The following is an 11,276-nucleotide window of genomic DNA, read 5'->3' as shown; positions in this document are numbered from 1 at the left end:
GGCGTCGCGCCTCCCACAGCTGACTCCGGACGCCGCCCGGGCAGTGCCGGCCGCAACGCCGTCAGGCCGGACTCTCCTGCGCCCGTCCCGCCGGTCGGTCGCTGCTGACGCTTCCGCTGAGCTCAGCGCCTGAATCGGGGGTTGCGGCTCTAGCTCCGCCTCTCTGCACGGTGTGACCTGCCGGGCCGCCGCAGGGTGGCCACACTGCGGCGGACCCGGCACCGACTGTGTTCCATCCCTCGATAAGGACCAAGTCATGCCCAAGTTCATCTTCATCCCCGCCGACCCCCGGAATCCGGACCGGTTCACGGTGTACCTCCAGAACGCAGCTCCTTCCAGCGGCCGCGGGGAGCTCCTCGGAGTGGTGTGGCAGTCAGCCGCAGCTGGCTGGACTGCCGACTTCGCGCCCGAGAAGCAGGGCATCGGCGTTCCCGGGTTCATCACCCGGCAGGCGGCCGCCGAGTGCCTGTACTGGTACGCCCCGCCGGTCCAGTCGGCACGCAGCAGGCCCGCTGGCCAAGCCAGTCCCGGCGCGGCCGTGGATACCGGCATCGACGCCTCGGTGTGCACCTGCTGCGTGAACAACCACTGCGAGTGCGAGGGCACCCTGCGCAGCTCCGCTCGCAGCGGGGCCGAGATCAGCGCGGCCTCCCACCCCTCACTCATCCCCGTCCCCGGCGTGCTCTTCAGTTTGACGAACATGCCTGACGGCTACCTCGTCGACATGAACACCCGCGGAGCGGGGTCCGGTATCGGGTACCTCCGGCAGCTCGACGACGGCGCGTACTCAGTGCGTCTGGGACGCATCGAGGTCGGCCGGGCGACCACGCCCGAGGCGGGCCTGTGGACGGTGATCCAGCTCCACACCGGCTCCAAGCGCTATGCGCGCCTGCTCGAGGGATACGAGCCGACGCGGGAGGGCGCCCTGGGCGACATCCGAGTCGAGCCGTAGACCCCGCTCGTTCCCCCGACGGCCTGCATCCCCTTGCGCGGGTGCAGGCCGTCGGCGTTCCTCCGCACCGCTGCCGTCCATTGCGTGAGCTGCGGGGCCAACCCGCTCGCCACGGCCCGGCGGGGCGTCCCCGTGCCGGACGGCGGCGGGCGGCCCCCGATCCTCCGGTGCTTGCCGGTGCTTCCGGGGCCTCGCCAGCCCAGGAGCTTGCGCGGCTAGCCCTCCACCCCGTCACCGTGCTTGTGCCGGGTCGCAGTCGCGGCGCCCAGTCCCACGCCGCTGCTTCCGGCCCGGGCCCACCCTTCCCCTGTCTTGAGAGGCTGACATGCCGCCGTTCACCGCACACTGCACGTTCGACGCCGGAGGCGATCTGACCCTCGCTCTGGAGACGAGTCCTCACCTGCCCGGCAGAGTGATCGCCGTTCTCCGCAACGACCACAAGCGATTCATGCACGCTGTCCGGATCCTGGAATGCGATCCAGCGGCGGCCCTGCCCGCAGGCGACTGCGGATCGCTCGACTCGCTGCCCGAGCAGCTGCCGTACAGGACACTGCTCGAGGGGATCGACCGGCTCCTCGGCGACTGCGCCGGCCTGCTGACCCCCGGCAGCGCTCACGCCGACGGCCTGCACGAGCAGCCGGACCCCTCACAGTTCACCGTGCGGATCGCGCCCGGAGAAAAGCGCTGCCGCGTCATGAGCGTCCTCGACGCAGACGGCCGCGTGGCCGCCCAGACGTTCGTCAGTCTGCCCGAGTCCTGGACCGACGACGAGCCCCGTACGGTCCAACTCTCTGCGGCGGACGCCCCCGTTCCTGAGGCGGCGATGGGAGCACTGCACCTCTCCCGGGTCCGGACCCGACGCGCTCGGGCCAACGCCGACGCGTATCGGCAAGCCTTCGGAGGGTTTGCCTCCCGGTTCGCAGACGGCGGCGCCGGCCCCGTCGGCCAGTGGGTCCTCAGCAGCGACGACTGCGGGATCGAACTGTCCCTGAGCACCCCCGATCCCAAGGACTCCTGGCGGCTGCTGCGACTCCTGGAGGAATGGCTCGGCCACCACGTCATGGAGGACGTCGGCGTCACCCTGGACGAGGAACGGCGCTCCGTGAGAGCGCTCCTGCGCGGCACCGCCCCTGTGCACTTCGTCGCCTGGCATCAAGCCCAGCAGTAGACGGCCCCGGGCGGGCCGCACGCTGCTGGCCCGCCCGGCACTGCGCCATCGCAGAAGGCCGGTTGCGGCCCTTGGCTCTCCTGGAGCCACGCTCAGGTCCGTCAACAGGCCCCAGCAGCGAGGAACGCGCCATGAACGACACCACCCCTGCCCCCATGACCGTGGCCACCCGCGTCACGTGTGCCGTGGGCAGCCCGCACTGTCTGACCGCGGCCCCGTACGGATACCTCCTGGACGGCGTCGGCCATGCCTGCGAGCCGTGTGCCCGGGCTCGTCTCGCCCGACAGCCCGGACTCGTCGGCAGCCCCCTGGGCGACTGCCTCTACGTGGTCCTTCCCGGCGGCGATCCCATCCATTGAGATCATTCCATCCTGATTCCGCAGGTCACAGGGCTGGTGTGGGCCGGGAGTGACGGGCTCGCACCGGTCAGGAGCGTGATCGTTGCGGGGAGATCATCGGTCACCTCTGGACTTCGGTGTTGGCGAGGACGAGGAGGGCTCGCAGGAGGGCGGTCGCGTGGCGGGAGTTCATGCGGACCTTGGTGAGGATGCGCCAGGACTTGAGGTTTGCGAAGCCGTGCTCGACGGCCGCGCGTTCGCGGTTTAGCAGGCGGTTCGCTTCCTTCTCCGCGTCGGTGAGTTTGTGGTTCTTGGTGGCCTTGCGGCCGGTGATGATCACCGGGTCGGTCTCTGGCTGGTCGTCCAGGCCGACGAAGCCGAGGTCGGCCAGGGCGCCCAGGCCGGCTTCGCGGAGATGGGCGGTGATCTTGTCGTGGTGGGTGCCTGTGATCTCGCTGGACCGTCCGGGCCGGGCCGAGGGGATCCAGATCAGGTTGCCCTTGACGTCGGTCAGTGCGAGGAACAGCAGGCCGTGGGCCTTGTGTTTCCCGCTGTAGTTCTTCCGGTTCTCCGCTCCGGTGCGGCGGCGGGTGCGGATCAGGGTGCCGTCCAGGAGCACGGCCACCCCGCCCTTCTTGGCGATCTTCTTCAGGGCGCGGGCCAGGCGCGGGGCCCGCGCGGAGAGCAGGTTGATCACTTCGGTGACCCAGCGGCGCACGGTGGAGGCCGAGACGGCGTTGCCACCGGCCATGTCGGCCAGGCGTTGGTCGTGGCGGAGGACAGCCAGGACGACGATCGCCTGGCTGCCGGCATCGAGCTTGCGCCATCGGGTGCCGAGCCGGTTGCGGTGCCGGCGTATCAGGCCGGCGACGAGATCGATGGTCGACTTCGACAGCGGTAGCCGGACCTGGTAGACAGGATCGTGAGAGCCCTCGGCGGGCTGGTTTTTCGTCACAGATTCACCAACACCCGCCGGGGTCCCTCGCGTTACGGGCAGACATGGCCCCTCCGCCGCTTCCCCTGGAAGGTCAGCGCGGCAGGTAGCGGCCCGCTCCAGTACGGGCCAGCCAGCCCCGGTCGGCGAGTTTGCGCAGCTGGCCCCGGACCGGCTCGACCTTCGCCGGGGTGAGTTCACGGCCCAGCGCACGGGCGACGTCCTTGGCCATCACCGGACCGCCCGCATCGGCGACGATCTCCATGATCCGCCGATAGTCCGAGGTCAGAGCCTCCACCCCCATCCCGTCCGCACGGTCGGGGACCAGCCGCATCCCGGCCGCACCTGGCGTCACCGCCACAGGCTCCGGGTCCGGCTCCACGATGTCCGACGACCTCCGTCCGCCGTCCGTCGCCTCGGCCCACTCCCCGAAAACCGCCTCGGCGGCCTCCAGCCGAACCAGTCTCCCCTCGACCTCGGCCAGCTCCTTGCGCAACACCTCTGCACGTTCCTCCAGCTCAAGCCGCTGCTGAAGCGTCCACGTCAGCACATCTGTCATGCCGCGGAACCTACGTGGCCGACCGCCGAGCCCGCCCCGGAACGCCAGACCTCACCCGTGACGGACAATCACGTGCTAACGATCTCGCCCCCGGCCAGCCCGAGCTCGCCAGCCACAGCCCACGCCAGGCCCGTGACCTGCGACTTCAGAATGAAACTTGATCATTGAGGCCGCCGCCATCTGAGGAGAGCAAGGTCGGGCAGCGCGAGCCCAGCGGGCCCGGGCGTTTCGTTTCGAGCAGACAGCCCGGTGGGACACCGACGGAAGTCGCTGATGAGCGGTGATAGAGCTGGTACAGCTAGGGCCATCCCACGTTGGTGGAGATCGTTTCCCACGTTCCTGGCGTACGGCGTGGTGCTTACGGCGTCGCTTCGGGGCAGTCGGCTGGGACCCATGTGGCGGTGGAGGCCACGGATCGAGGGCGGCATGACCGCACACCGACACCCGGCCAGGCCCGAAACCTCAGCACCGGATGGCTTACCGCTGCCGCGTAAGGATGTACCGCTCACCCGAATCCGGCTCGCCGATCCAGGTGAAGACCGTCGGGTGTTCCTCCGTACCGCCGATGTCCCAGCCGAAGGACAGGCTCTCGCAGTCCGCGATGCTGAGCTCGAACGGCCGGCCGGCACCCTCGTTCTCGGTCAGCTGCCATTTCCCCGTGCAGTTGTAGGCACCGGACTGCTCACCTGTGGCCTCGTACTCGTTGACGCCCTTTGCCGTCACCGTGCCGTCCGCCTCGAAGCGGAGGCTTCCGCCGCCGCCGTCCGTCCAGGTGCCGACCATGTCGGCTTCAGTGAGTCGGGGCGGTTCGTAGATCTTGAGGATCCCCGAGCTGTACGCCGCGACCCCGACCGCAAGCGTCACCGCGAGCAGCCCCAGACCGCCCAGCGCCACGCCCCCGAGCACCCGCCATCGGGCCCCGGGCTTTCCGGGGTTCCCCGCCGCCCGGGCGCACAGGGTCGCGGGTGCCAGCCCGACGATGAGGCTGAGGGCAAGGACGGGATAAACGAGCAGGTCGCCGAAGCCGGCCAGGAGCGTGCAGGAGCCGATAAGCAGCGCCAGGGTGACGGCAACGACCGCCACAGTGGCCAGGGTGAGTTGCCAGCTGTCGCGCCGGCCCGTACGGCGGGCCACCGCACGCCCGAGGACAACGAGGGGAAGCACCGCCATCGCCGAACCTGCCAACCCAGCGATCATCGACATGACTGCCAGCAGCACGAGCGCGAATATGGTGCCGGCCAGCCATCCGAGGCCGCCTTCGCCTCCGTGGGACTCGGACTGCAAGCTGTGCAGGACGGCGACCAGCGCGGCGATTACGGTCTCAGCCCCGATTGCCACAGCCCCGACGGTGAACACCGCACCGTTCCCGCCGTCCGGGGGCCGCACGGGCATGAACCCCTGCGGCGGCACACCCGGATTCCCAGGAGCCCCCGGCGATGTCAGCCCCCATCTCGGCGGCGTGGTCTGCGTCATGCGTCCCCCCTATGTCCAGGCACATCATGCACCTAGCCACACCGGTGTGATCAAGGGGGGAGGCAAAGCGCTCACGCCACCGCCAGCTCCGACTCCGCTCCCAGGCCGCATGCTCCTGGAACTGCACTCAAATCCTCCTGCGAGCCCTCCTCGTCCTCGCCAACACCGAGGTCCAGAGGTGACTGATGATCTCCCCGCAACGATCACGCTCCTGACCGGTGCGAGCCCGTCCCTCCCGGCCCACACCAGCCCTGTGACCTGCGGAATCAGGATGGAACGATCTCATTGGCGCGAGAGCTGGACGCTGCGCGGCGAGATGGAGCACCAAGTCGGCAACGTCCGCGCTCTGCTGGAGCGCGCCGAGGCGAACGGATGGGCCACCGCGAGCGCGTACGCGCGCCGGAGGCTGGACGCGCTGACCGCCTGGCATGCCCGCAACCCCGACGTCGCCGCAACCCAGCACACCGCCCGCATCTGACACACGCGGGAGAACCCGCTCCCGCACGCACGGACCCCAGCTCCCGGCCCCGGCCCGGTCGCCCCGTCCGGCCGGGGACGAGGCTGTCGCGGGGCGCCCGGGCACGGCCGACGCCGGGACTTGCGGAGCTTGCCCCTGGTCGGGGCAGGGTGCGAGCGCTGGACCGGTCCCCGCCCCGCGTGACACCACCACGGTCGGACCCGGTCCGGATCGCTGCGCAGCCCCCTTCCGCCTCTCGCACGCCGCAGAGGGCCTTCGGCCCGCGCAACCGCGGCGCCCCGGGCGGAGGCCGGGCGCAGGCATGGCACCGAGACCGCCCCGCCGCCCGCGGCCGGGCCTCTCACCGACTGCCTCCTACACCGCACACCACCTCATCCGACCCTCCGGACTCGTGGAGTGCCCCTCCCATGACCACAGACTGGCTGCTCACACAGAACTCCCGCCTGCGCAAGCAGGGCATCTTCAACTGGACCCTGCCCGCGTGGATCGTCCGCCTCGAAGACGAAGCCCCCGACGGCACCACGACCGTGCGGACGGTCAACGTCTGCCCGATGGCATCGGTCTGCAAAGACTTCTGCTTCGCCCTCGAAGGCGCCTACCGCTACCCCAACGTGCGCAGGCGCCACGAACAGAACCTGCGGATGGTGCTGGACACCCCGCTGCTGTGGAAGGAGCGGATGGCCGCCGAGCTGCGCCACCGCCGCTACCAGCCCGACCCCGAGACCGGCAGGCTCGGCCACATCCGCGTACACGACGCCGGCGACTTCTTCGACGACTCCTACACGCTCATGTGGATGGACATCATGAGAGGGGCCCCGGCGGGCTTGACCTTCTATGCCTACACCAAGCAGCGAAGTCGTTTCGCCCGCCTGGTGGAGACGAACCCGCCCGCCAACTTCAAGTTCGTCTACTCCAAGGGCGGCAAGGAGGACGCACTGATCGACGAGACGCGAGACCGGCACGCGGACGTCTTCCCCACACTGGCCGAGCTGGAGGCGGCCGGGTACTCCTCGCAGGCCGCCTCCGACGTCCTGGCCGTGCACGGACCGCCGCGGGTCGGCATGACCGCCAACCGGCCCCGCAAGCTCCTGACCGCCTCGTTCGGCGAGCTGCAGAAGCAGCGCGACGCCGAGGCAGCCCAACGGCGCGCCCGTCAGCAGGCCAGGGCCCGCGCCCACCGCTGACTCCCGCGCAACCAGGGCCCGTCCCCGCCGAACCTGGCGGAGACGGGCCCTCCGCTCCGTCGGCACCCACGGTGAACAACGCCCGCCCGGCCGCCTGTTGGGCAGGCTGCGGCGCCCGACGCGGTGCAGCAGCCGCACCCCTGCGGCAATGGCCGTGCCCGCCGCACGCGGCCCGCCCATCCCACGCCGCTCTCCTCGAGCGGCTTCGCGTACACAGGCCGAGCAGCGCGGCGAGTCCGCCCGCGTCCTCTTCGTGTCCTCTTGCGGGGCTAACGGCGGCCCGTACCACGGTGGAGCTCCCGGTCCGCGCAGTGCGCGCTGTCAGCTGCTGAGTTCCGAGCCGGCCCGGGGCCACCCTCCGGCAACGGCCTCGGCGCGCGGCCGATCCGCCTGCCTCCCACACCCCCGCAGGAGATTGTCATGCTCGCAACACTCGTGCCTGCTGTCTACGACGGCCCGCGGGCGGCGGCCGCGGACTTCTTCGTCCGGGCCCGCACCGCTCACTCGCTCACCGGCCTGCCGCCGTTCGCCGACGGCGACTGCGCCACGGCCCCGGGCGGCTACCTGTGGCTGCGAAACCACGGCCGCTGGGCGATACCCGGCCACGCCGACGGCCTTAGCCTGACCGACGACACGGTGACCTCCTGGTGGCGCCGGCGGCCCCGCACGGGCAGCCGGTTCGCGCTTGTCCACCGGCTCCGCCCGAACGAGCTCCACCGCATCACCGCCTCCCGCTACGACAGCCGCTTCCACGGCGAGAGCACCACCTGGGGCGAGTTCGCCTACGAGGAGCAGATCACCGGCGACCGGCTGCGCGCATGGGCGGCCCAGACCGTGCCCTGCCGGACCCTCAGCGTCCACCTGGAGCTGCCCAGCGGCATCGTGACACTCCACTCCACACTCCTCGGCGACGTCTACTGCCACCCCGGCGAGCCCGCCCCCGGCGACCACAGCTGAGCACCGCACCGCGAGACCCCACCAGACTCGCCCCGGCCGAGCGAGCTCACCGGCCGGGGCGAGCCCGTGGCGGGCGGTCGTCGTTCCGAGCGCACCCGCGGGTTCCGGGCGCCCCATGCAGCCAGGGGAGCGGAGTCTGCCGGGGCCACAGAGCCAGCCTGCCCCGACCGGCCCGGCTGCACGACGCCGCGTGTTGCGGCCCTAATCCCGTGCGCGGCGTGGACCGCTGTCCCCGCCGCCACAGCCAACTTTCTCTGGAGTACCTATGTCCGCTGTCCTGCTCGCCCCGCCGACCGTCCCCGCGGAGGCGTAGCCGTGTCCACGCACAAGGAACGCGGACGGCTCGGGGACATCCTCCTGCGGGAGTTCGCCGCGTACGCGACAGCGCTTACCGAGACCGGGCACGACTGGACCGCCTGGCCCGGCGCCACACGGCCCCCGGACCCGCGTCTGGCATGGGTGCACGGCCGGTTCCTCCTGGCGCGCGAGTGCGCCGCGGCAGCAGGCCTGTACCGCACGGACGCGCAGATCACCCAGGAGCACCGCGAACGCCTCGCGCACCACGAGCTGTTCCCGCACGGCATGCCGAGCCTGTTCGACTGAGACGACGCCCCTGACCCGCCCCGCCACGCCGGCCGGGCGGGCCCAGTCGTGCGCACGCGCTGCGAAGCCTGGTTGATGCGTCAACCAGGCTTCGGCCTGGGAGAGTCGTGGATCTGGCCGGCTCGTTACGCGGCAGGGCGTCCAGCCTGCGCGCTTTGCAGGATCGGGCTGTGTGCGCTTGTCTGGATATGAGGGCCGACGAGTGTCCGCGCCGCCCGACGCCACCAGTCGCGGCCTGTCTGCGAGAGCGGTGATCACATGCTGGTCGAGGCGTTGTCGGCTCTGGCGCTGGCCGGCGGCACCGCGGTGGTCCAGGCCGCGGGAACCGACGCGTGGAACGGTCTGCGGCGACGGGTCGGAGATCTCTTCGGGCGTGACGACGCCGCGCGTGCAGACGCCGAGCACGAGCGTCTGGACCACACGGCCGAGGTCCTGAGCCACGCGCACGACGTCGGCACCGAGCGTCTGCGGCAGGAAGGCGTGTGGCAGGGCCGGTTCGAGGCCCTGCTGGAGAGCCTCGACGCGCCCGGGCAGGAACGGGCGGCCGAGCAGCTGCGGGAGATGCTGTCGTTCGTCGCGGATTCAACCGGCGACACGGCCATCTCGACGGGGAAGGCCGTCGCCCGCGACGGCGGCAGCGCGGTGACCGGGGTCAAACGCACGGGCTCCGGCCCGACCGGCCCCGCGACGGCGGTGAACACAGGCGACGCGGAAGCAGAGGGGCCCGGCTCCGGCGCCGTCAGCGGCATCGTCAACGAATGACCGCATGCCGCCCCCGCAGCCGACGCGAGGTGAGCCCAGGGAGCTCGCATGAGCCGATGGCGGAAGGACAAGAGCTCCGGCGACACGGCCGCGCCTGCGAAGTCGACGGGAAGCAGCGACCGATTCGCACGGTGGACTCCCCGCGACGAACCGTCGCCTGCTGCGCCCGGACCCCGGACGCCCGAACCCCGCCGCGGCGAGCAGGTCGTGATCCAGAGCGGGCCGGCGACCGCCGCCCACGGCGGGTTCGCGAACACCGGCATCTACAGCCCCAACGTCCACCTTCCGCCCGAAGCCATGCGACCCCCCGCCGACGTGGACGCCCCCGCAGGGCTCGACGACCTTCCACACCGACCAGGCTTCGTCGGCCGCTCCCACGACCTAGACCGCCTCGACACGGCCCCCCGCACCCCCGGAACAGCACTGGTACAGGTCCTCCACGGGCTCGGCGGAGTCGGCAAGAGCACCCTGGCCGCCCACTGGGCCGCCACCCGCCCTCACGGCTGCGCACCCGTGCGCTGGATCACCGCAGACAGCCCCGCCGGCGTCGAGCAGGGCCTGGCAAGCCTGACGACCGCCCTCCAGCCCGCCCTGGCCAGAGCCCTCCCGGCCGAGGAACTCGCCGAATGGGGCCTGCAATGGCTGGCCAGCCACACCGACTGGCTGCTCGTCCTCGACAACGTCAACGACCCCGCCGACGTCACCGCCCTGATCGCCCGCGCCCCCACCGGCCGATTCCTGATCACCAGCCGCCTCGCCGCCGCCTGGAGAGACGCCACCACACTGCTACGCCTCGACGTCATGGACGACGCCGAGTCCTTCGCCCTCCTCACCCGCATGGCCACCCAAGCAGGCCCACGCGACCTGGACGGAGCCGCCGACCTGTGCGCCGAACTCGGCCACCTGCCCCTCGCCGTCGGACAGGCGGCCGCCTACCTCGCCCAGAACCCACTCACCACGCCCAAAACCTACCTGCACCTGCTCGCCCAACACCCGGCGGCCATGTTCGGCCACGGCGGAGCCACCACCCCCGCCCAGCGGACCATCGCCCGGATCTGGGACATCACCCTGCACCAGATCGCCACCCGCCAGCCGGCCGCCGCCGACCTCCTGCGCACCCTGGCCTGGTACGCCCCCGAAGACATCCCCACCACCCTCGCGGACGGCTCCACCGACCCACCCGCACTGAACCAGGCCATCGGCCTGCTCACCGCCTACAACATGATCATCCCCGACCCCGGCGCCGGCACCCTCGCCGTCCACCGCCTCGTCCAGGCCCTCGCCCGCACCCCCGACCCCGACGACCCCCAGCGCACGTGCGACCTCATCGACCACGCCCGCGAGCAGGCGACCGTCAACCTGTACAACGCCCTGCCCCCCACCGTGGAGGACCCCGCCACCTGGCCCACCTGGCGTGCCCTGCTTCCCCACATCGACGCCCTCGCCGACCACACCGCCGCGGACACCGACACCGACACGACTGCCTGCCTCCTTAGTGACGCTGGCCTATTCCTGACCGACCTGGGCTCGTCCACCCGCGGGATCAAACGCCTCGAACGCGCTCGCACCGCCTCCGAGCGCCTGCTGGGCGCAGACCACCCCGGCACCCTGACCACCCGCGACAACCTCGCACTCGCTTACAGGCAAGCGGGGGATCCGGCCCGCGCCGTCCCCCTGTTCGAGCAGACCCTGGCCGACAAGGTGCGGGTGCTGGGCGCAGACCACCCCGACACCCTGACCACCTGCAACAACCTCGCACTCGCGTACGAGGAGGCGGGGGATCCGGCCCGCGCCGTCCCCCTGCTCGAGCAGACCCTGGCCGACAAGGTGCGGGTGCTGGGCGCAGACCACCCCGACACCCTGACCAC

General features: G+C 71.3%; 12 protein-coding genes. 9 read left to right on the top strand and 3 right to left on the bottom strand.

Features of this window, described 5'->3' with window-relative positions; translation table 11 throughout:
- Positions 1-256 precede the first annotated feature (256 nt).
- The 3 genes from AB0M39_RS39720 (at position 257) to AB0M39_RS39710 (ending at position 2,479) form a co-directional block, all read left to right on the top strand.
- Entirely contained in the window at positions 257-952 is a 696-nt protein-coding gene (locus tag AB0M39_RS39720; protein WP_365373379.1) for a hypothetical protein, read from the top strand.
- Between the two features lie 325 nt (positions 953-1,277).
- Positions 1,278-2,120: a hypothetical protein gene (locus AB0M39_RS39715; RefSeq protein WP_365373377.1), complete on the top strand. Its 843-nt coding sequence runs from the start codon at positions 1,278-1,280 to the stop codon at positions 2,118-2,120.
- A gap of 131 nt (positions 2,121-2,251) precedes the next feature.
- Complete coding sequence (locus AB0M39_RS39710; RefSeq protein ID WP_365373374.1) at positions 2,252-2,479, top strand: hypothetical protein; 228 nt, start codon at positions 2,252-2,254, stop codon at positions 2,477-2,479.
- 100 nt (positions 2,480-2,579) lie between these two features.
- On the opposite strand, the gene AB0M39_RS39705 is transcribed toward AB0M39_RS39710, so the two are convergent.
- The 3 genes from AB0M39_RS39705 to AB0M39_RS39695 form a co-directional block, all read right to left on the bottom strand.
- A complete protein-coding gene (locus AB0M39_RS39705; protein ID WP_365373372.1) occupies positions 2,580-3,413 on the bottom strand; it encodes a transposase family protein in 834 nt (277 codons plus the stop codon).
- Positions 3,414-3,486: 73 nt separating this feature from the next.
- Positions 3,487-3,951 (bottom strand): hypothetical protein, encoded by a 465-nt coding sequence (locus AB0M39_RS39700; RefSeq protein ID WP_365373370.1) that lies wholly within the window; start codon positions 3,949-3,951, stop codon positions 3,487-3,489.
- 477 nt (positions 3,952-4,428) lie between these two features.
- A complete protein-coding gene (locus tag AB0M39_RS39695; protein ID WP_365373368.1) occupies positions 4,429-5,424 on the bottom strand; it encodes a hypothetical protein in 996 nt (331 codons plus the stop codon).
- Positions 5,425-5,695: 271 nt separating this feature from the next.
- Here AB0M39_RS39695 and AB0M39_RS39690 point away from each other — a divergent pair, with 271 nt between their 5' ends.
- The 6 genes from AB0M39_RS39690 to AB0M39_RS39665 all read left to right on the top strand — a co-directional run.
- Complete coding sequence (locus AB0M39_RS39690) at positions 5,696-5,902, top strand: hypothetical protein (protein WP_365373365.1); 207 nt, start codon at positions 5,696-5,698, stop codon at positions 5,900-5,902.
- Positions 5,903-6,309: 407 nt separating this feature from the next.
- On the top strand, positions 6,310-7,086 hold the full coding sequence (locus AB0M39_RS39685) for a hypothetical protein (RefSeq protein ID WP_365373363.1): 777 nt from the start codon (positions 6,310-6,312) through the stop codon (positions 7,084-7,086).
- 420 nt (positions 7,087-7,506) lie between these two features.
- Entirely contained in the window at positions 7,507-8,043 is a 537-nt protein-coding gene (locus AB0M39_RS39680; RefSeq protein ID WP_365373360.1) for a hypothetical protein, read from the top strand.
- Positions 8,044-8,358: 315 nt separating this feature from the next.
- Positions 8,359-8,646, top strand: coding sequence for a hypothetical protein (locus AB0M39_RS39675; protein ID WP_365373357.1), 288 nt, complete (start codon positions 8,359-8,361; stop codon positions 8,644-8,646).
- A 258-nt stretch (positions 8,647-8,904) separates the two neighbouring features.
- Positions 8,905-9,408: a hypothetical protein gene (locus tag AB0M39_RS39670; protein WP_365373354.1), complete on the top strand. Its 504-nt coding sequence runs from the start codon at positions 8,905-8,907 to the stop codon at positions 9,406-9,408.
- A 48-nt stretch (positions 9,409-9,456) separates the two neighbouring features.
- Positions 9,457-11,276: tetratricopeptide repeat protein (locus AB0M39_RS39665; protein ID WP_365373351.1), on the top strand; the 1,820-nt coding region annotated here is incomplete at its 3' end.

The sequence above is a fragment of the Streptomyces sp. NPDC051907 genome (assembly GCF_040681075.1).
GTDB lineage: Bacteria > Actinomycetota > Actinomycetes > Streptomycetales > Streptomycetaceae > Streptomyces.
This window is presented reverse-complemented; position numbering and strand designations above follow the sequence as displayed.